General features: G+C 70.5%; 17 protein-coding genes. 9 read left to right on the top strand and 8 right to left on the bottom strand.

Going from position 1 to position 19521, the window contains the following annotated elements; genetic code table 11:
- Positions 1–64 precede the first annotated feature (64 nt).
- From ACQ5DX_RS20230 to ACQ5DX_RS20210, 5 genes are all read right to left on the bottom strand, one after another.
- On the bottom strand, positions 65–1024 hold the full coding sequence (locus ACQ5DX_RS20230; protein ID WP_430334268.1) for a cation diffusion facilitator family transporter: 960 nt from the start codon (positions 1022–1024) through the stop codon (positions 65–67).
- Positions 1025–1122: 98 nt separating this feature from the next.
- Entirely contained in the window at positions 1123–2571 is a 1449-nt protein-coding gene (locus ACQ5DX_RS20225; RefSeq protein ID WP_430334267.1) for an aldehyde dehydrogenase, read from the bottom strand.
- Positions 2572–2657: 86 nt separating this feature from the next.
- Positions 2658–3545: an ROK family protein gene (locus tag ACQ5DX_RS20220; RefSeq protein ID WP_430334266.1), complete on the bottom strand. Its 888-nt coding sequence runs from the start codon at positions 3543–3545 to the stop codon at positions 2658–2660.
- A gap of 54 nt (positions 3546–3599) precedes the next feature.
- Positions 3600–3866: a hypothetical protein gene (locus ACQ5DX_RS20215; RefSeq protein ID WP_430334265.1), complete on the bottom strand. Its 267-nt coding sequence runs from the start codon at positions 3864–3866 to the stop codon at positions 3600–3602.
- Positions 3867–3868: 2 nt separating this feature from the next.
- On the bottom strand, positions 3869–4363 hold the full coding sequence (locus tag ACQ5DX_RS20210; protein WP_430334264.1) for a hypothetical protein: 495 nt from the start codon (positions 4361–4363) through the stop codon (positions 3869–3871).
- Between the two features lie 286 nt (positions 4364–4649).
- Between ACQ5DX_RS20210 and ACQ5DX_RS20205 the strand changes: the two genes are divergently transcribed.
- Positions 4650–5588: a GlxA family transcriptional regulator gene (locus ACQ5DX_RS20205; RefSeq protein ID WP_430334263.1), complete on the top strand. Its 939-nt coding sequence runs from the start codon at positions 4650–4652 to the stop codon at positions 5586–5588.
- 19 nt (positions 5589–5607) lie between these two features.
- Here the strand turns inward: ACQ5DX_RS20205 and ACQ5DX_RS20200 are convergent, their stop codons facing one another.
- A complete protein-coding gene (locus tag ACQ5DX_RS20200) occupies positions 5608–6363 on the bottom strand; it encodes a class I SAM-dependent methyltransferase (protein WP_430335755.1) in 756 nt (251 codons plus the stop codon).
- Between the two features lie 185 nt (positions 6364–6548).
- Between ACQ5DX_RS20200 and ACQ5DX_RS20195 the strand changes: the two genes are divergently transcribed.
- Positions 6549–7787 (top strand): glycosyltransferase family 4 protein, encoded by a 1239-nt coding sequence (locus ACQ5DX_RS20195; RefSeq protein ID WP_430334262.1) that lies wholly within the window; start codon positions 6549–6551, stop codon positions 7785–7787.
- Between the two features lie 10 nt (positions 7788–7797).
- On the opposite strand, the gene ACQ5DX_RS20190 is transcribed toward ACQ5DX_RS20195, so the two are convergent.
- A complete protein-coding gene (locus ACQ5DX_RS20190) occupies positions 7798–8772 on the bottom strand; it encodes an NAD(P)H-dependent flavin oxidoreductase (protein ID WP_430334261.1) in 975 nt (324 codons plus the stop codon).
- Positions 8773–8806: 34 nt separating this feature from the next.
- The gene (locus tag ACQ5DX_RS20185; protein ID WP_430334260.1) at positions 8807–10357 is read right to left on the bottom strand and encodes a class I adenylate-forming enzyme family protein; all 1551 of its coding nucleotides are present in this window, start codon (positions 10355–10357) and stop codon (positions 8807–8809) included.
- 95 nt (positions 10358–10452) lie between these two features.
- Between ACQ5DX_RS20185 and ACQ5DX_RS20180 the strand changes: the two genes are divergently transcribed.
- The 7 genes from ACQ5DX_RS20180 (at position 10453) to ACQ5DX_RS20150 (ending at position 19464) form a co-directional block, all read left to right on the top strand.
- Positions 10453–11646, top strand: coding sequence for a thiolase family protein (locus ACQ5DX_RS20180; protein ID WP_430334259.1), 1194 nt, complete (start codon positions 10453–10455; stop codon positions 11644–11646).
- A 54-nt stretch (positions 11647–11700) separates the two neighbouring features.
- Positions 11701–12615, top strand: coding sequence for a winged helix-turn-helix transcriptional regulator (locus tag ACQ5DX_RS20175; RefSeq protein ID WP_430334258.1), 915 nt, complete (start codon positions 11701–11703; stop codon positions 12613–12615).
- 205 nt (positions 12616–12820) lie between these two features.
- Complete coding sequence (locus ACQ5DX_RS20170; RefSeq protein WP_430334257.1) at positions 12821–14479, top strand: aldehyde dehydrogenase family protein; 1659 nt, start codon at positions 12821–12823, stop codon at positions 14477–14479.
- Positions 14480–14484: 5 nt separating this feature from the next.
- Positions 14485–15681, top strand: a complete 1197-nt coding sequence (locus ACQ5DX_RS20165; RefSeq protein ID WP_430334256.1) for a thiolase family protein — start codon at positions 14485–14487, stop codon at positions 15679–15681.
- A gap of 43 nt (positions 15682–15724) precedes the next feature.
- Positions 15725–17464 (top strand): class I adenylate-forming enzyme family protein, encoded by a 1740-nt coding sequence (locus tag ACQ5DX_RS20160; RefSeq protein WP_430334255.1) that lies wholly within the window; start codon positions 15725–15727, stop codon positions 17462–17464.
- A 3-nt stretch (positions 17465–17467) separates the two neighbouring features.
- Positions 17468–17929, top strand: coding sequence for a PaaI family thioesterase (locus ACQ5DX_RS20155; RefSeq protein ID WP_430334254.1), 462 nt, complete (start codon positions 17468–17470; stop codon positions 17927–17929).
- Positions 17930–17979: 50 nt separating this feature from the next.
- Positions 17980–19464 (top strand): carotenoid oxygenase family protein, encoded by a 1485-nt coding sequence (locus ACQ5DX_RS20150; protein ID WP_430334253.1) that lies wholly within the window; start codon positions 17980–17982, stop codon positions 19462–19464.
- The last annotated feature ends 57 nt before the right edge of the window (positions 19465–19521 follow it).

The following is a 19521-nucleotide window of genomic DNA, read 5'->3' as shown; positions in this document are numbered from 1 at the left end:
TCCAGAGCGGGTCGGCGGACGCTCCCTCCAGTTCTACTCGTCGTTGCCGGGACCGGCAGCCGAATCAGTTCGTCAGGCTCGGTTCGTCCGCCGTCGACAGAGTCAGCACCGTCTTCCGGACCGCGGCCGTCTCGCCGGTGATCCGGTCCTCGAGGGCTCGAAGCGTGTGCGCCGTGCGGGACTCGGCGTAGTCGCCGACCAGATCGACGCTGGCCACCAGGTACACCTGGTGCGGGCCGAGGAACTCCATGCGCAGGTACGTGACCCGCTCGATCTCGTCGTAGGACAGGAGTTTCGCGATCGTCTGCGATTGCAGCTCCGGGGTGCCGGGTTCGCCGACGAGGAAGCGGCGGTTGCGGTCCAGCAGGACGAGCGCGATGACGCCGAGCAGGATGCCGACCGCGATGGACCCGATCGCGTCGGGGACCGGCGACCCGGTGAGCTGGTGCGCCAGGACACCGGCGAACGCGATGACCAGGCCGATCAGCGCTGCCGCGTCCTCGGCGAACACGGCCCGGACGGTCGGATCGGACGTCAGCAGCGCATGCTCGAGGACGTCGCGGTGCGCGGCGCTCGCCTCGCCGCGCAGCTGCTTGAACGCCTGCCGGAACGAGATCGCCTCGAGGACGAACGCGATGGCGAGGACCACATAGGCGACACCGAAGTCACTCGCGGGCTGCGGATGCGCGAGTTCCTGGATGCCGTGTGTGACGGACACCCCGGCACCGACCGCGAACAGGCCGAGCGCCGCGAACAGCGACCAGATGTACGCCTCGCGCCCGAACCCGAGCGGGTGGGCGCGATCGGGCGACTTGCGGGCCCGGCGGTCGGCGACCAGCAACAGGATCTCGTTGCCGGTATCGGCCCAGGAGTGGGTGGCCTCGGCGACCATCGACGCCGACCCGGTGAGCACGGCCGCCACCGATTTCGCAAGCGCGATCAGGGCATTCGCGGCGAACGCCACCACGACCGTGAGGGTGCTCTCGCCGCCGGACTCCGCACGGGTGGTCGGAGAGGTCGCCATCGATTCAGGCTAGGCGGGCAGGGGCCGGTATGCCGGACGAACGCGTCAGGCGCGGCCCCGAAACGATCGGGGCCGCGCCTGACGGGGTTCGGTGATGTCTAGCCGGTGTAGCCGGGCGGCATCAGGACGGACTTGAGCTCGAGGTACGCCTCGAGACCCTCCGGGCCGCTCTCGCGGCCGATGCCGGAGTTCTTGTAGCCGCCGAACGGCGCGCCCGGATCGAATGCGTACCAGTTGATGGCGTACGTGCCGGTGCGGATCTGCTTGGCGATCTCGATGCCCTTATCGATGTCGGTGGTGTACACCGAACCGGCCAGGCCGTAGTCCGAGTCGTTGGCGATCTTGATGGCCTCGTCGACGGTGTCGTAGGGGATCACCGACAGGACGGGGCCGAAGATCTCCTCGCGGGCGATCGTCATCGAGTTGTCGACGTCGGCGAAGATGGTCGGCTCGACGAACCAGCCCTTCTCGAGGCCGGCCGGGGTGCCGCCGCCGAGGACGACGCGGGCGCCTTCGGCCTTGCCCTTCTCGATGTAGCCGAGGACCTTGTCGCGCTGCTTCTCGGTGATGAGCGGGCCGAGCTGCGCGGCCGGGTCGTCCGGCATGCCGACTGGCATGAACCCGGCGAACTGCACCATGGCCTCGAGGATCTCGTCGTAGCGCGAACGCGGCGCGAGGATGCGGGTCTGGCCGACACACGCCTGGCCGGAGTTCATCAGGCCCGACATGACCAGCATCGGCATGGTGGACGGGACGTCCATGTCCTCGAGCAGGATCGCGGCCGACTTGCCGCCCAGCTCGAGCGAGCAGCGCTTGAGCTGCTCGGCCGCGATGGCGCCGATCTTGCGGCCGACGGCGGTGCTGCCGGTGAAGGTGACCTTGTCGATGTCGGGGTGCGAGACGAGGTACTCGCCGGTCTCGGCGCCGCCCGGCACGATCGACAGCACGCCCTCGGGCAGGCCGGCCTCGGTGAAGATCTCGGCGAGCATGTTCGCGTTGATCGGGGTCTCCGGTGCCGGCTTGAGCACCACGGTGCAGCCCGCGAGCAGGGCCGGGGCCAGCTTGTTCACGGCGAGGAACAGCGGGACGTTCCACGCGATGACGGCGCCGACGACACCGACCGGCTCGCGGTAGACGTTGGTCTGGCCGAACGCGCCGGTGCGGGTCTCCTCCCACGCGAACTCGTTTGCGAGGCCGGCGTAGTAGTTCAGCGTCGCCAGCGACATGATCTTCTGCATGGTCTCGACGCCGGACGCCGGTGCGCCCATCTCGGCGGAGAGCATGGAGACCAGCTCGGCGCTGCGCTCCTCGATCAGCTTCGCGACCTTGGCGAGGATCTCGCCGCGCTGCGCGGGCGTGGTCTCGGCCCAGGCGCCGGAGTCGAGGGCGGCGCGCGCCGCGGCGACGGCGGCGTCGATGTCGGCCGGTGCCGCGACGGGAACACTGCCGACGCGCTCCTCGGTTGCGGGGGAGAACACCTCCAGCCGCTGGTCGGTCGCCGGCGCGACCCATCGGCCGCCGATGAAGAGTTTGTCGTAGTCGGTCATCAGTTCATCCTCGCTCTTGTGGAGTGCCCTGGGTCACACTAGAACACGTTACAGCTAGTTGGAATAGGCGAGGTCCGATCGGTCGGTCAGAGGCCGTCGATCGTGAGGAGTCCGGCACCGGTGAGCGTGCCCAGGACGCCGAGTTCGGCGGGGGCGAGCCGCAGTTCGCGCAGGAACGGCAGCCGGGCGCTGTTCGCCGCCGCCGCGGTCATCGGATCCCACAGCGCGGGCCCGGCCTGCGCGAAACCGCCGCCTACCACGACGAGGTCGACGTCGAGCAGCGCCGCCGCCGAGGCGAACGCCCGCCCGAGTGCGGTTCCGGCCCGGGCGAGCGCCGCGGCGGCGGTGGGCTCGCCGAGCCCGGCGTCGACGGCCAGGTCGGCACCCGTGGCGCCGATCCACCCGTTGGCCCGGGCCCAGCGCAGCGCCGCCGGTCCGCTGGCGACGGTCTCGAGGCATCCGACGGCGCCGCACCCGCAGCGCTCGTCGCCACCCGGGACCACCATGTGCCCGATGTGTCCGGCGTTGCCGGTCCGCCCACCGGCGATGATGCCGCCGCGGATCACCCCGCCGCCCACTCCGGTCGACACCACGACACCCAGGAAATCGGGGGTGCCGCGGCCCACACCCAGCCGGTGCTCGGCGTACGCGGCGGCCGCGCCGTCCAGCGCCAGCCGGATCCCCGCCGCCGGGAACAGGCCGCGCACCGCGTCGACGATCGGGAAGCCGCCACGCCACTCACGGATGTTGACCGGCGCGACCGCGCCCGCGGGGGTGTCCACCGGCCCGGCCGACGCGATCCCGACCGCCGTCACCGTCGCGTCGCCGGCGGCCTTCCGCAGCAGCGATGCGCACGCGTGCCACACGTCGGCCGGGGGCGTCGGCATTGTCACCGGATCCTGCGGCCGCCCGTCCGCGCCGACGAGCGCCGCCGCCAACTTGGTGCCGCCGACGTCGAGCGCGAGTGCGGTCATGGTTCGAGATTAGTTGCCGGGACGGGCGCCGGAACCGGCTCGGCGGTGTGTCCGCTATGCCGACACCGGGCCGGCGCGACGCTCGAGAAGTCGCAGTGCGACGAGGCCGCCCACGCCGGGAACGAGTGCGGCGCACCTGATTCCGGCCGTCGCCCGTCCGCACCGCCAGACCAGGACGAACACGGCGAGATAGGCGACGCCGTGGGTGGGGCCGAGGAGGGACGAGATCGGCTTCAGGTGCAGCGTGGCGAGGTTGACCAGCATGACGATCAGCGACGCCAGCTCGACGTGCGCGGCGATGCGCAGGTATCGCAGATCCACCGTCAGGCTCCCGTCGTGGATCCGGGCCGGACGATCATCAGGACGGTGACCGTCGCCCACAGCAGGTTGAAGATTCCGGTGTGCATGGCAAGGCGGCCCGCCGCCCGCGTGGCGATTCCCGGTGCGGTGGCGCCGGCGTCCGAAACGCCGGCCGCAGCCGTGAGGTCGGAGAGCGCCCGGTCCTGCGCCGGCAGGACCAGCAGCACCAGAACCGCGGCGGCCGCACCGGTCAGCACGATCGATGCGACGAGCCACCCGCTGCCGAGCACCCCCAGGCTGCCGGCGGTCGCGAACCCGAACATCGGGACAGCGATTCCCACGCCGGCGTAGACACGGCAGATGCGGTGCAGCAGAGCGACATTCGCAAGGTCGCGCTCGCTGGACGGATCGGCCTGGGCGCGGCGCAGGGCGGGCGCGAACATGCTGGCGGCGACGGTCACCGGACCGATCGCGACGATGACCGCGAGCACGTGGAGGGAGAGGAAGAGCTTCGTCACCGGATCGACTCCACGTTCGCGACGGACGTGGCCGCGCAGAGTCGATCGGGGTGGGGGGACGGGGAATGGGGGTGCACGAGATTCCTTCGCAGCCGAACGGACGGCCGGAGGCGTTCCCGGCCGGTTCGACGGTATGCAGGATCGAACGGCCGTCCCAGTGGCGCGAGTGCCACCTTTCAACGGATTAGTGCCATCGCGCTCGTTGGGCGATCCACCACAGGTGGGCGGCGGTACTTGCGGCGGGATCGGCGGCGGCACGGAGAGCGCGGATGGGTATCTTCACGCCATGCTCACTGTCGCTGTCCTGGCGCTGGACGGGGTGATTCCGTTCGATCTGTCCACGCCGCTCGACGCGTTCGGGCGAACTCGTCTGCCCGACGGACGCCCCGGCTACCAGGTCCGGGTATGTGTCCCCCGCCACGAGGTCGACGCCGGACACTTCACGCTCCGCGCCGAGTGGGGGCTCGACGCCCTCGCGGACGCCGACACGATCGTGCTGCCCGGAGCCGCGGATCCGACGGCGGCGCTCGAGGACGACGTCCGGAAGGCGCTGATCGCGGCCGCCGAGCAGGGCACCCGGATCGCGTCGATCTGTACGGGCGCCTTTCCGTTCGCCGCCACCGGACTGCTCGACGGGCTGCGCGTGACGACGCACTGGATCGCGGCCGCGCAGCTGGCGGCCGCCCATCCGTCGCTCACCGTCGACCCGGACGTGCTGTACGTCGACAACGGCCAGTTCCTCACGTCGGCCGGCGCGGCCGCGGGCCTGGACCTGTGCCTGCACATGATCCGCCGCGACTACGGATCGGCCGTCGCGGCCGACACCGCCCGGTTGTCGGTGATGCCGCTCGAGCGGGAGGGCGGGCAGGCGCAGTTCATCGTCCACGACCACACCCCCGCACCGCGCGGCGCCACGTTCGAGCCGCTGCTCGGCTGGCTGCAGGAGAATCTGGGACGCAACCTCACCCTCGACGACATCGCCGCGCACGCCCGGACCAGCAAGCGGACGCTGATCCGCCGGTTCCGGGAGCAGACCGGGGTGACGCCGATGCAGTGGCTCCATCGAGCCCGCGTCCGCCAGGCCCAGCACCTGCTGGAGTCGACCGATCACTCCGTCGAGCGGATCGGGGCCCAGGTCGGCTTCGGCTCGGCGACGACGTTCCGGGACCGGTTCAAGAAGACGGTCGGTGTGAGCCCCCAGATGTACCGTCGCTCGTTCGCGTGAGCCGTCGGCACGCGGCCCCTCAACGCTTGCGAACGACCAGCACCAGGTTGCTGACCAGCAGCTCGCGCAGCACCGGGATCTTCACCATCCACCACGCCCAGCGCGGGTGGTAGCGGGGGAAGGCCGCCAGCACGTCGCCGCTGGTCTGCGTCTTCGCCCACTGCAGGCCGTCCTTCGCGCCGATGTCGAACAGCGAGACGCCGAACCGGTTCTTGGGTTCCTTGCCCTGCTTGCGCCTGTAGCGCCGGGCGGCGTACTCGCCGCCGAGGTAGTGCCACGGCCCGGTCTCGTGCCCGCCGAACGGTCCCCACCACAGCGTGTACGAGAGCACCATCAGCCCGCCGGGCTTGGTCACCCGCAGCATCTCCTCGGCCATCACCCACGGCTGCGCGACGTGCTCGGCGACGTTGGACGAGAAGCACACGTCGACCGCGTCGGTGCGGATCGGCAGCGCCAGCCCGGAACCACGGATCGAGTCGCCGGCACTCAGCCCGGCCGCGTGCATCTCCGACGGGTCCGGCTCGACGGGGACGTACCGGGCGCCCGCCTTCCCGAACGCGTCGGCGAAGTAGCCGGGTCCGCCGCCGACGTCGAGCACCGTCGTGCCGGTCAGGTCGGTGTCGGTGAGCCCGCGGTGGAGGTCTCCGATCAGTTCCACCGAGTCCCGGGCGAGGGCGCCGTAGAACAGGTCCGGGTCGGTCTGCTCGTACCGGAAGTCGCTGAGCAGCCCGAACGAGCGTTTCAGCGTCGCGCGGCGGGCGAAGTACCGGGCCACATGGGCCGGTCGGGTGGGAATGACGCGGGGTCGTCGGGCGCGAGTCACGGGACGAACCTTAGCGATCGGACATAAGGCGATCCCGTTCGCCGGTTTCCGCTACTTGACGGTAGGGCAGCCCGCGTCCAGCCGATAAGGTGTGTCGCAGGCGACCGTCCGAGCCGAGCCAGTGAGGGGGCACGTAAGTGCGAGAGGTTCTCCTGCTGTGCTGGCGCGACACCGGGCATCCCCAGGGCGGTGGCAGCGAGCGGTACCTCGAGGAGGTCGGCGCCGGATTGGCCCGCCGCGGCATCAAGGTCACCCTCCGCACGGCCGGCTACCCCGGTGCGCCGAGCGAGGAGACGATCGACGGCGTCCGGATCAGTCGCGGCGGTGGCCGGCTGACGGTGTACCCGCGCGCGCTCGGCGCGATCCTCGCCGGACGGTTCGGGCTCGGCCCGCTCGCCGGACTGCGGCCCGACGCCGTCGTCGACACCCAGAATGGCATCCCCTTCTTCTCCCGGCTCGTCGCCGGTGCGCCGGTGACCGTCCTGGTCCACCACTGTCACCGCGAGCAGTGGCCGGTCGCGGGTCGGCTCATGGGCCGGGTCGGCTGGTGGATCGAGTCGTGGCTCTCCCCGCGCGTGCACCGCGAGAGCCAGTACCTGACGGTGTCGCTGCCGTCCGCCGACGAGCTCACCGACCTGGGCGTCCAGCGGGAACGAATCGCGGTGGTCCGCAACGGCGCCGACGCGATCCCCGCCGGCGTCGCGCCCGGCGGCGACCACACCCGCACCGCGCACCCGAGCGTGTGTGTGCTGTCGCGGCTGGTGCCGCACAAGCAGATCGAGGACGCCCTGGCGGTCGTCGCGCAACTGCGCGCGACCATCCCGGAGCTGCATCTCGACGTCATCGGCGGCGGCTGGTGGGAACAGAACCTGCGCGAGCGCGCCCACGCACTCGGCATCGCCGACGCCGTCACCTTCCACCGGCACGTTTCCGAGGAACGCAAGCACGAACTGCTGGCGCGGTCGTGGGTGCATGTCATGCCGTCGCGCAAGGAGGGTTGGGGACTCGCGGTGATCGAGGCCGCCCAGCACGGGGTGCCGACCGTCGGCTACCGCAGCTCCAAGGGCCTCACGGACTCGATCATCGACGGCGTCACCGGCCTGCTCGTCGGCGGGCCCTCGGACGACGCCACCCCGGACCGGGGCGGCGCCGTCCCCGCGTTGGCCACGGCCGTCGAAACGCTGCTGCTCGACGCCGAGCTACGCGCCGACCTCGGCCGCAAGGCGCGGCTGCGGGCCCTGGAGTTCTCGTGGGAGCAGACCGCGGACGGGGTGTACGCGGTGCTCGCGTCGTCGGCCGCGGGACGGCACGTGTCGGGGCTCATCGCCGGCAGCGGAGCCACGCCGACTGCGTCGGCGGGGCTCCAGGACGCCTGACCCGTCCTCGTCAGCGGGTGGGCGCCGCCGTCGCGGACGGCATCTTTGCGCTCGAACGGCGGAGCGCCGCAACGTATTCGCTCTCGATGCGGTCGACGATCTCGGCGACCGGTTCGATCGCGCGGATGGTCTGGAGTCCCTGACCGGCGGCCCAGACGTCCTTCCAGCGCTTCATCGAGGTGGCGCCGGCGGTGTAGTTCTTCTCGCCCGCGGTCGGCTCCAGGTTGTCGGGATCGAACCCGCAGGCCACCAGGCTGGGCTTGAGCCACGACGCGGGCGTACCGGTGATGGCCGAGCTGACCACGAGATCGTCGGGCCCGTGGTCGACGATCATCTGCTTGTAGGCGGTCGGGGCCATGCTCTCCTCGGCCGCCAGGAACCGGGTGCCCATGTAGACGAGGTCCGCGCCCGCGGTGACGGCGCCGGCGACACCGTGGCCGTCGGAGATCCCGCCACCCACGATGATCTTCCCGTCGAAGAACTCGCGGACCGCCGAGATGAACGCGAACGGCGACAGCTGACCGGTGTGTCCACCCGCGCCGGCGGACACACAGGCCATCCCGTCGACCCCGGCCTCGGCGGCCTTGTGCGCGAGACGCATGTTGACGACGTCGGCGATGACGGTGCCGCCGTAGCCCTTGACGACCTCCATCACCGGCTTGGGCGACCCCAGCGCGGTGATGACGATCTGCGGCTTGTACTCCTCGATCAGTCGCAGGTCGTCGGCGAGGCGGGCGTTGCTGGAGTGCGTCACGAGGTTCGCGGCCCAGGGTGCCACGGGCACGGCCGCGCCCTCGGCCGCGCGGAGGGTATCGGTGATCGAACCCATCCAGGTATCGAGATCCTCGACGGTGCGGCAGTTCTGGGTGGGGAACGAGCCGACGACGCCGGCGGTGCAGGCCGCGGACACGAGTTCCGGCCCGGAGACCAGGAACATCGGTGCCGCGACGACGGGCAGGCGGAGGGCATTCAGGAAATCGGTCATGGTGTCCTCGGTTCGGAAGTGGGGTGGTGATCGGTCACGGAAAGTCGACGGCAAGAGCGTCGAGCAGTCGCGCGGCGGCCGCGCGGTCGACCTTGCCCAGCGGGGTCAGGGGAAGTGCATCCATTCGGTGTACCACCTTGGGGCGCTTGAAGTCCGGCAGGCGCAGTCGGCCCTCGGCCAGCACGTCGTGGTCGTCGACGGACGAGCCGGGCGACGTCGTGTACCCGGCCACGATCCGTTGGCCCCACAGCGGATCGGGCAGCCCGGCGACGACGACGTCGGCGACGCCGGGGATACCGGCGAGGGCCTCCTCGACCTCCCTCGGGTACACGTTGTATCCGCCGGTGATGATCATGTCCTTGGAGCGTCCGGTCAGGTGGATGTAGCCGTCGGGTGCCCGGTAGCCGAGGTCCCCCGAGTAGAGGTGTCCGTCGGCGTGGCTCTTGCCGAGATCCGTTCGCGCGTCGGCATTGTGGTACCCGGGGCTCACGGCGGGGCCGGCGACGACCAGTTCGCCGACCTCGCCGTCGGCGACGACGGTGCCGTCTCGGCGGAACTCGACGCGCACCTGTGGGCAGGCCCGCCCCACCGAGCCGAGGACGTCGGCGTTCTCGACCACCCCTCGGCGATGATCCGCGGCGTTCAGCACCGTGAGAGGCGGTATGGCCTCGACCATTCCGTAGTACTGCAACAGATTCGGCGTGATGCGGTGGTAGGCCTGCCGGATGTGCTCGACGGGCATCGGCGCGCCCGCGTAGGCGAGCACCCGCAGCCGCCGCATCACCGAGAGGCGGGCGTCGTCGAAGTCCAGCAGTCGGGCGACGACGGTGGGCACCAGCGCGGTGTGCGTCGCGGAGTGGGTCGCGACGGCGTCGAGCAGGTCATCCGGACGGGGATGGTCGAGCAGCACCTGCCGCCCGCCGGCCTCGAGGAACGGCAGCACGAACAGGCCGCTGGTGTGGATGATCGGTCCGGCGTGCAGGAAGACCGCGGGTTCGTCGCCGTCGAGGGTGCCGTCGAGCACGTGTTCCCGCATCGCGCGCAGTGAGGCCAGCCGGTTCGCGTGCGTGCGGCGGGCCCCCTTCGGCACACCGGTGGTCCCCGACGAGTAGTGCAGCGCGCACAGCGATTCCGGGTCCGGAGCAGGCAGGTCGGCGGCAGGGGCGTGTGCGGCGATCTCGTCCAGGGACGGCGCGCCCGCCCCCGCGACCTCGAAGGCGAGCAGTCCGGGCAGCCGACCGACGAACTCCGTCGCGCCGTCGACGTGGCTGTCGAAGATCACGGCCGAGGGGCGGGCGTCGTGCACGATCCGGTCCCAATCCCTGTGCCCGACCCGGGGATTGAGTGCCACGCGGACGAATCCGCCGACCGCGAGCGCCAGATCGACCTCGACGGCCTCGACGGAGTTCGGGAGCAGTACCAGCACGGTCGCGCCCGGGGGGAGGCCGCGGTCGGCCAGGCCGGCGGCGAGGCGGTGCACCCGGTCGGCGAGATCGGCGAACGTGCGCGATCCCGAGCCGTCCTCGAGTGCGATCCGGGGCCCGTATCGATCGGCGACCGCGCGCACCACGTCAGCGATAGACATAACGCTCCTTCGATTCGCTACAGTTATTGAAGTAGACAACGGCGGGCCGGGTTTCCGCAACAGGCGGCGTCGGCGCGCGAGAGACGGAGGACGCGATGGGACGAGGCACTTCCGAGGCGGATCGACGGACGCCGTGGGTGATCGACGCCGTCCGCACACCGTTCGGGGCGTCGCGCGGCGCCCTCTCCGGGATCCGCGCCGACGACCTGGCCGCGCTGCCGATCGCGGACCTGGTCGCGCGGCACCCCGAACTCGATCCGGCACGGATCGACGACGTCGTGTGGGGAAACGCGAACGGTGCGGGGGAGGACAACCGGAACGTCGCGCGGATGGCGGTGCTGCTCGCGGGGCTTCCGCACACGATCCCCGGGGTCACGGTGAACCGCCTGTGCGGTTCCGGCGCGGAGGCGATGCTGTCCGCCGTGCGACGTATCGCCGCAGGTGACGCGGATGTCGCGATCGCGGGCGGATCCGAGAGCATGAGCCGGGCGCCCTACGTGCTGCCGCCGGTGGACACCGCGTTCCCCCGGTCGCTCGAGCTGATGTCCACCACCGTCGGGTGGCGCATGACCAATCCGCGCTTCCCGGCACCGTGGGTCGAGACGCTCGGCAGGTCCGCCGAACTGGTCGCGGAGTCGATGGGGATCGGTCGCCGCGAGCAGGACGAGTGGGCGCTGCGATCCCATACGCTCGCCGTTCGGGCCTGGGACGACGGTGTCCACACGGGATTCGTTGCCCCGCTGGCGAACCTGGACCGGGACGAACCGATCCGGGTGGCGACGCCGGAGTCCCTGGCCGCGCTGCGGCCCGCGTTCTCGGACGGCGGCAGTGTGACCGCGGGGAACTCCTCGCCGATCAGCGACGGCGCGGTGGCGGCCCTGGTGGCGACCGGCGCGGTCGCAGACGAGCTGGGCGTCGAACCGCTCGGGCGGGTGCTCTCGTCGGCGGTGGTCGGCGTCGAGCCGGACAAGTTCGCGCTGGCCCCGGTCGCGGCGATCGGCAAGGCGCTCGACCGCGCCGGTCGCAGCCTCGCCGACGTCCGCGTCCTCGAACTGAACGAAGCCTTCGCGGCGATGGTCCTGTCGTGCCTGCGCGAGCTTCCGGGCCTTCCCGTCGAGCGGGTCAACCCCTTCGGCGGCGCCATCGCGATGGGGCACCCGCTGGGCGCGTCCGCCGCCCGGATCGTGGTCGATTGCCTGCGCCACCTGCGCAGGCTCGGCGGAGGGATCGGTATCGCGGCCGCATGCATCGGGGTGGGGCAGGGCATCGCTATTGTGTTGGAGGCCTGACGTGGCGATTCGCCGGCGGTAGCTGCCGTCGACGATTCCTGGGAGGTGGATGACGTGGTCGATGCCTCGGCCGAGGAGTCTCCCAGTCCGGTGGCGCAGACGATCGACCTGCTCGGTGATCGCCTCACCGTGGCCGTGTTGCGGGAGGCTTTCGTCGACCATGTGCGGCGATTCAGTCAGTGGATCGACCGCACCGGTGCACCGCCCGCCATCCTCACCGCGCGCCTGAACGCGCTGGTCGACGCGGGTCTGATGGAGCGGCACCCGCAGACCCACGGCGGCGACCGCCACGACTACCTGCTGACCGATCTCGGGTTGGCGACGTGGGATTTCCTGGTCAGCGTGTGGTCCTGGCAGCGCGAGTGGTCGCCGCACGGGGCGCTGCAGCCGGAGATGGTGCACGTCGACTGCGGGCACCGGGGCCCGCCCGCGCTGGTGTGTGGGAACTGCGACCGCATCGTCGGCCCGCGTGACGCCCGGCTCGAGATGGACCCCGAGTCGCTCGTGCTCGCGGCGCGCAGCGGGCGCCGGCGGTCGAAGCGGAACTCACCCCCGATGAGCCGAGCCGACCTGCAGTTCACCGAGGTCATGGAGGCGATCGGCGATCGCTGGAGCGCCCTGGTCACCGGGCTGGCGTTGTCGGGGGTCCGGCGCTTCAGCGAGTTCCAGACGATTCTGAAGATCTCGCCGACGACACTCACCGAGCGGCTCGCGAGGCTGACCGCGGCACAGATCCTCACCCGCAGCGAGTCCGGAAGCGGCCGCGAGTACGTGCTCACCCCGCGCGGCCGGGGCCTGTTCTCGATCTTCGCGTTCCTGCTGAAGTGGACGCATCTCGCTCATCCCGAGGTTCCCGAGCTGGGACCGAAGCTCCGCCACGTGGACTGCGGGTCCTGGCTGGAGCCGTCGCTGCGATGCCGCGGCTGCGACGCCGTTCTGGAGCGAACCTCGGTGCTCTTCGAGGCGTAGCCGCCTCCTGTCGCGATCCCACGCTCGATCACCCTCCCGTCCGGTCTCGCCTTATCGGGTGCCCGTTGACAATCCCTGTGTGGCTTGGTTCACTTCAATAACCGTAGTGATTTGGAGTGAACGTCTCGGACGATCCAGCCGCCCGGAGATCGGCCTCCGTCATACGTGATTCGCAATTTCCACCGTTGACAGGAACGAGCACCCGATGTTCTTCGATGCACACCTCGACCTGCTGAAGGCTGCGGCCGAAGCCAACCGCACCCGCGCCGCGTGGACCGGGTACGCGCCCATCACCCCTCCCGATGTGGAGCAGGCCGACGCTTTCGTCGGCGCCTACGACGGTGCGACCCTGCAGCTTTCGTCGTCCACCCGGACGGTGATCACGGCCGACGAGGTGTCGCCGTACACCGGCAAGGCCCTCGACGTCGGCTACAGTGCCCCGTCCGCGGACGAGGCGCTGGCCGGCGCCGCCGGTGCGGCGGCCGCTCTGCGTGACGCCGGAATCGAGAGCCGGGTGGGCGTGTGCCTAGAGGCGTTGCACCGAATCCACCGGCGCGGGGACGAATTCGCGGCAGCCACGTCCCACACCACGGGGCAGAGCCTCGGCATGGCCTGCAGCGGAAGCGGCACCAACGCGCTGGACCGGGGGCTCGAGGCCGTCGCGATGGCGTGGGCGGCCATGAACCGGGTGCCCGAGTCGGTCGAGTGGCAGCAGACGTTCGGCAGGTCCGAGGTGAAGCTGCGCAAGCGTTTCCGTCCGCGCCCGCTCGGCACCGCACTCGTCGTCGCGTGTGCGTCCTTCCCCGCGTGGAACGCATACCCGGCGATCCTCGCGAACCTCGCGACCGGAAATCCGGTGCTCGTAAAGCCGCACCCGCGTTCGGTGCTGGCGACCGCGCTGGCCGTGGGCGTGATCCGGGAGGTGCTGACCGAGGCGGGTCTGCCGGCCGACTCCGTCCAGCTCGTCGTCGACACGACCGACGACCCGGTCGCGGCGCGGCTCGCCACGGATCCGGCGGTGCGCATCGTCGACTTCACCGGGAGCCCCACCTTCGGGACGTGGCTCGAACGCAACGTCCAGGACGCCCTGGTGTTCACCGAGACGGCCGGTGTCAACACGGTCATCCTCGACTCGGTCGGCGATCTGTCGGCCACGATGCGCACACTGGCAGGTGGTCTGTCGCTGTTCAGCGGGCAGATGTGCACGACACCGCAGAACATCTACATCCCGGACGGCGGGGTGCGGACGGACGCCGGAGTGGTCTCGCGCGACGAGGTCGTGGCCGCCCTGACGTCGGCGATCGAGGACATCGCCACGGCGCCTCGTCGCGCCGCGGCCGTGTGCGGTGCCCTGCAGTCCGACGCGACGCTGCAGTCGATCGACGCGCTCGCGGACCGGGCCGAGGCCGACGGGACGCTCATCCGCCGGGCAGCGCCGTACGAGCATCCGGACCATCCCCAGGCACGGGTCGTGACGCCGCTGCTGATCCGGGTGGATCCGCGCCGGGGCGACGCGCTCCCGGCCGGCGAGCAGTTCGGCCCGGTGGCCTTCGTCATCGATTGCGCCGACCGCGAGTCCGCGGTGGAACACGCGACCGCGACCATCCGCAGCCACGGCGCGATCAGCTCCTACCTGTACAGCACCGACGACGCCGCAGTGGACGCGGTGGCCGACGCCTATGCGGACGCCGGGGCGTCGCTGTCGGTGAACCTGGTGTCGTCGATGCCGATGCAGTACGCCGCCGCCTACAGCGACTACCACGTCACGGGGCTGAACCCCGCGGGCAACGCCACCCTGACCGACGAGTCGTTCGTCGCCGGCCGATTCCGCATGGTTCAGGACCGCCGCCAGGTCGAGGCGTGAACGCCATGTCGCAGTTTGCATCCCGTGTGTTCGTCTACGACGCGGTCCGCACCCCGAAGGCCCGCGTCCGACGGCAGGGCGGCACCCTCGCCGACGTACCGGCCTACGACCTGGTCGCCCAGCTGCTGTCGGCGCTGAGCGACCGCGGCCTCCCGGCCGGGGCCGTCGACGACATCGTCATCGGCACCAGCACCGCCGTCGGCGACCAGGGCGGCAATGTCGCCCGCGCGGCCGCGCTGTGGGCCGGGTGGCCGGACGATGTCGGCGCCGGCGTCGTGTCGCGGCTGTGCTGCTCGGGACTCGACGCGATCGAAACCGCAGCCGCCAAGGTGGCTTCCGGCATCGCCGATGTCGTCGTGGCCGGCGGCGTCGAGTCGATGTCCCGCGTGCCGATGCTCTCCGACAAGCCGGGCTTCGTCGTCGACGACGAACTGGGGGATCGGACGGGTTACGTGACGATCGGGGTCTCGGCCGACCTCACCGCGGCCGAGTACGGTTTCTCCCGAAGCGATCTCGACGAGTACGCCGTCACCTCCCACCGTCGCGCCGCCGCGGCACCGACATCGTTCTCGGTGGTGCCCGTCCGGTCGGGTGCGGCCGTGATCCTCGAATCGGACGAGGGGCCGCGAGCCGACATCACGCTGGACGCGCTCGGCGAGCTGTCGCCGCTGTTCGGTGACGACCCGTCGTGGGGCCGGGTGGCGGATCGCCTTCCCGCGGCGGTCCGGCCCGACGGTGGCCTGCACACCGCCGCCACCGCGCCACAGCTGGCCGACGGCGCTGCCGTGGCCGTCCTCGGTTCCGCCGCGGCGGCAGGACAACTCGGCCGCGAGCCGTTCGCGGAGGTGGTCGGCGTCGCTCAGACGGCCGTCCGCTCGCCACTGCTGACGGCCTCGGTCGTGGCGGCCCGTCGTGCACTCGACAAGGCGGGCATCGGCATCGAGCAGCTCGACGTGGTCGAGGCGAACGAATCGTTCGCCGCCTCCGCGCTGGTGATGATCCGCGAACTCGGGCTGGACCCGGCCCGGGTCAACCCGGTCGGGGGAGCGATCGCCACCGGACACCCGCTCGGCGCGGGCGGCGGTGTGCTGCTCACCAACGCGCTGGACCAGCTCACCCGGATCGACGGCGAGTACGCGCTGGTGACCATTCCCGCGGCACTCGGCCTCGGTGCCGCCGTCGTCGTCCGGCGACTCCGCTGATTCCCCCTCCGCACCCCTCCTGCCTGTCCGACGAAAGGACACCATGACTGCCTCCCCGGGACGGCTCGCCGCCGAGCCGTTACGTTCGTGCCACCCCGACCACCGTGTTCGCGACTACCTCGAGCGTGGGTGGTGGCGTCCCGAGACCGTGCTGGAACTCTTCGACGACAACGTGATCGCTCGGGGCGACGCCGTCGCGCTGACCGATCCGACCAACCTGTCGGCGCTGGCCGGAATCGAGCCGGAAGAACTGAGCTGGCGTGAACTCGACGCCCGGATCGACGACATCGCCGCCAAGTTGCACGGCGCGGGTGTCGCGCCCGGAGACGTGGTCGCGGTGCTCATGCCCAACTCCGCCGCACTGACCGCCACCTACCTCGCGCTGTGGCGGATCGGCGCGATCGCGGCGCCGATGCCGGCGTCGTACCGTCGACACGAGCTCGGCCGGATCGTCGAGTCGGCGGAGGCGGTCGCGGTGATCACCGTCAACAGCCTCCACGACCGGACGCCGTCCCAGGAGGCGCTGACCCTCGCCACCGAACTTCCCTCGCTACGTTCGGTGTTCACGTTCGGACCACCCAGCACGCCCGGAACGATTCCGCTCGACGGGGATGCGGCCTCGGTCGAGGCGGTGGCGGCGGTTCGGAGCCACTGCGCCGCATTGCCCCGGTCCGTCAACGATTGCATCACCATCTGCTGGACCAGTGGCACCGAGGCGGCACCGAAGGGTGTACCCCGTTGTCACGCCGACTGGCTCGCGATCGGTTACGCCGTCCAGGACGGACTCGAGACCGACACCGACTCGGTCATGATGAACCCCTTCCCGATGGTCAACATGGCAGGGTTCGCGACGTCGCTGCTGCCGTGGCTGATCGGCGGCGGGCACCTCGTGCACCATCACCCGCTCGACCTGGCGGTGTACCTCGACCAGATCCAGCGCCATCGGGTCACTCACACGAGCATGCCGCCCGCGATTCTCGGGATGCTGCTGCAGAACGAGGGACTGCGTGCGGCGCACGACCTTTCGTCGCTGTGGCGGGTCGGGTCGGGTGGGGCGCCGCTGCCGCCGGGCGTGGTCCGTGACTGGCAGTACCTGCTGGGCGTCGAGGTCCTCAACTTCTTCGGGTCGAACGAGGGCGTGTGCCTGCTCGGTGCGCCGTCGGACACCCCGGATCCCCTGATCCGCGCGGAGTATCTGCCGAACTACGGAGCGGAGGGGAAGTCCTGGGCCACGTCGGTGGCCGAACGGACCTCGGTGCGCCTCGTCGATCTGGCGACCGGTCGTCCGGTCACTCGTATCGGTGACCGGGGCGAACTCCGGTTGAAGGGGCCGACGGTGTTCGCAGGGTACCTGCCCGGGACCGCGGCATCGAGCCCGTTCGACGAGGACGGCTATCTCTGCAGCGGCGACATCTTCGAATTGTGCGGAGAGAACGGCGAATACCTCAAGTTCGTCGACCGGAGCAAGGAAATCATCATCCGCGGCGGAATGAACATCGCGCCGGCCGAGATCGAGGGGATCCTCGTCGACCATCCCGCCGTCGCCGACGTCGCCGTCATCGGCTACGACGACGAGATCCTCGGCGAGAAGTGCTGTGCCGTCGTCGTACCCGTGGCGGGGGAGGACCTCGAACTTGCCGATCTCGTGGAGTTCCTCCGGGCCAAGGACGTCGCGTCCTTCAAGCTGCCGGAGCGGCTCGTGACTGTCGGTGACCTCCCGCGCAATCCCGTCGGCAAATTGCTGCGCCGCGACCTGCGCGTCGAGATCGAGAAGATCGGCTGAAGCATGGCAGCCGATACGACACCGGTCGGCGTCCCGCGCGCGACGCCCAGCGGAACCGGTCGACCCCTCGCCGAGGAGCTGACCGCCATGCTCGACGGCCGACTACCGGGGCTGCTCGGCATGCGGATCCTGGCCGCGTCCGCCGACGAGGTGGTCGGGGACCTGACTGTCCGGGAGGAGTTGCTCGCGCCCAACGGATATCTGCATGCAGCAACCGTCGTCGCGCTCGCCGACACGGTCAGCGGCGTCGGCGCGCGACTGGCGCTGCCCGCCGACGCGTCGGGATTCACCACGGTCGAGTTGAAGACCAACTACCTGGGCACCGCACGGTCGGGCGTGGTCACGGCGACGGCCACGCGGATCCATTCGGGCCGACGCACACAGCTCTGGGACGCGACCGTGCGAGACGACCAGGCGCGCACGATTGCGCTCTTCCGCTGCACGCAGATGGTGCTCTACCCCTGAGCCTGTCGGCGCACACTCTTCGATCTCATTGTCGACGAAAGGAATCCACGATGAGCCGCACACAGTCATCCGCGAACGGCGAACCGATCGCCGTCGCTCGCGCGGCCGACGGGGGCGACGAGAATCCGTACCTCCTCGGCGTGTTCGCCCCGGTTCGGGACGAACTGACGCTCGACGATCTGCCGGTGATCGGCGAGATCCCCAAGGACCTCAACGGCGTCTACCTCCGCAACGGCCCGAACCGTCAGTTCGACGCACCCGGTCGCTACCACATGTTCGACGGCGACGGGATGATCCACGCAGCGCACTTCGAGAACGGCAAGGTCCGGTACCGCAATCGGTACGTCCGCACCCGCGCGTTCCACGAGGAGTCCGAGGCGGGTCGGTCCCTGTGGACGGGGCTGATGGAGAACCCGAAGGACAATCCGTGGGGCAACGGGCACGGGCTGGGGATCAAGGACTCCGCCAACACCGATGTGATCTTCCATCGAGGCCAGGTCCTGGCCACGTGGTATCTGTGCGGAACTCCGTACTCGGTCGACCCGCTTTCGCTGGAAACAATTGGTGCGCAGGATTTTCTGGGTACCTTCTCGGGCGACATGATGGCGCACCCCAAGGTCGACGAGGCCACCGGTGAGCTGATCTGGTTCGACTACGGGCCCGATCAGGACTTCCTCCGTTACGGCATCATCGGCCCGGACGGCCGGCAGACGCACCTCACCCGGATCGACCTGCCCGGTCCGCGGCTTCCGCACGACATCGCCATCACCGAGAACTACTCGGTCCTGATGGACCTGCCGCTGGTCCAGGACCACGACGCCCGCCGGGCGGGCAAGTACCGGATCTACTACGACCGTGAGCTTCCCGCACGGTTCGCGGTGATCCCGCGTCACGGCAACAGCGCCGACGTGCGGTGGTTCGACGCGAAACCCTGCTACATCTACCACGTCGTGAACTCGTGGGAGCAGGGCGACGAGATCGTCATGGACGTGTGCCGGGTGAAGAATCCCCAGCACCAGACGACGTTCGCGTCGCCGCTGTCGAACATGCTCGCCTACATGCGGCTCGATGCGCAGCTGTACCGGTACCGGTTCAACCTGCGCACCGGAACCACCACCGAGACCGAGCTCGACGACGCCAACATCGAATTCCCCAGCGTCGATTCGCGGATCATGGGCCAGTCGCACCGGTACTCGTACAACATGAGCCTCGGCAACGAGCCGACGCTGCTGTTCGACGGGCTGGTGCGGTTCGACTCCCTGACCGGGACCAAGGAGGAACACAAGTTCGGTGCCGGACGGTGGGGTGCCGAGGCGCCGTTCGCCCCGCGCGACGGTTCGACCGGGGAGACCGACGGCTACCTCGTCTGCTTCGTCAACGACGAGGTGGAGGACCGCGGCGAGATCGCGATCTTCGACGCCGAGGCGGTGGCGGCGGGACCGATCGCGCGGGTACTGCTGCCGCAGCGCGTCCCGTCGGGATTCCATGCGTGTTGGGTGCGCAGCGATCAACTCGCCCAGTCGCAGGCGGACTGACACCGGCCCGAACGCGTTGTCGCGCAGGCCGTCCGGTGGGGTGGGGCCCCGTGCCCG

It is taken from the genome of Rhodococcus sp. ACT016 (assembly GCF_050477185.1).
Classification (GTDB): domain Bacteria; phylum Actinomycetota; class Actinomycetes; order Mycobacteriales; family Mycobacteriaceae; genus Prescottella.
Note: the sequence above shows the minus strand (reverse complement) of the source record. Positions and strands in the feature narration are given on the sequence as shown.

Bases quoted from the DNA above. Each gene is read 5' to 3' on its own strand.
- ACQ5DX_RS20160 (WP_430334255.1), top strand. From the start codon at position 15,725: ATGACTGCCTCCCCGGGACGGCTCGCCGCCGAGCCGTTACGTTCGTGC.
- ACQ5DX_RS20205 (WP_430334263.1), top strand. From the start codon at position 4,650: ATGCTCACTGTCGCTGTCCTGGCGCTGGACGGGGTGATTCCGTTCGAT.
- ACQ5DX_RS20165 (WP_430334256.1), top strand. From the start codon at position 14,485: ATGTCGCAGTTTGCATCCCGTGTGTTCGTCTACGACGCGGTCCGCACC.
- ACQ5DX_RS20150 (WP_430334253.1), top strand. From the start codon at position 17,980: ATGAGCCGCACACAGTCATCCGCGAACGGCGAACCGATCGCCGTCGCT.
- ACQ5DX_RS20190 (WP_430334261.1), bottom strand. From the start codon at position 8,772: ATGACCGATTTCCTGAATGCCCTCCGCCTGCCCGTCGTCGCGGCACCG.
- ACQ5DX_RS20155 (WP_430334254.1), top strand. From the start codon at position 17,468: ATGGCAGCCGATACGACACCGGTCGGCGTCCCGCGCGCGACGCCCAGC.
- ACQ5DX_RS20225 (WP_430334267.1), bottom strand. From the start codon at position 2,571: ATGACCGACTACGACAAACTCTTCATCGGCGGCCGATGGGTCGCGCCG.
- ACQ5DX_RS20220 (WP_430334266.1), bottom strand. From the start codon at position 3,545: ATGACCGCACTCGCGCTCGACGTCGGCGGCACCAAGTTGGCGGCGGCG.
- ACQ5DX_RS20230 (WP_430334268.1), bottom strand. From the start codon at position 1,024: ATGGCGACCTCTCCGACCACCCGTGCGGAGTCCGGCGGCGAGAGCACC.
- ACQ5DX_RS20170 (WP_430334257.1), top strand. From the start codon at position 12,821: ATGTTCTTCGATGCACACCTCGACCTGCTGAAGGCTGCGGCCGAAGCC.
- ACQ5DX_RS20180 (WP_430334259.1), top strand. From the start codon at position 10,453: ATGGGACGAGGCACTTCCGAGGCGGATCGACGGACGCCGTGGGTGATC.
- ACQ5DX_RS20185 (WP_430334260.1), bottom strand. From the start codon at position 10,357: ATGTCTATCGCTGACGTGGTGCGCGCGGTCGCCGATCGATACGGGCCC.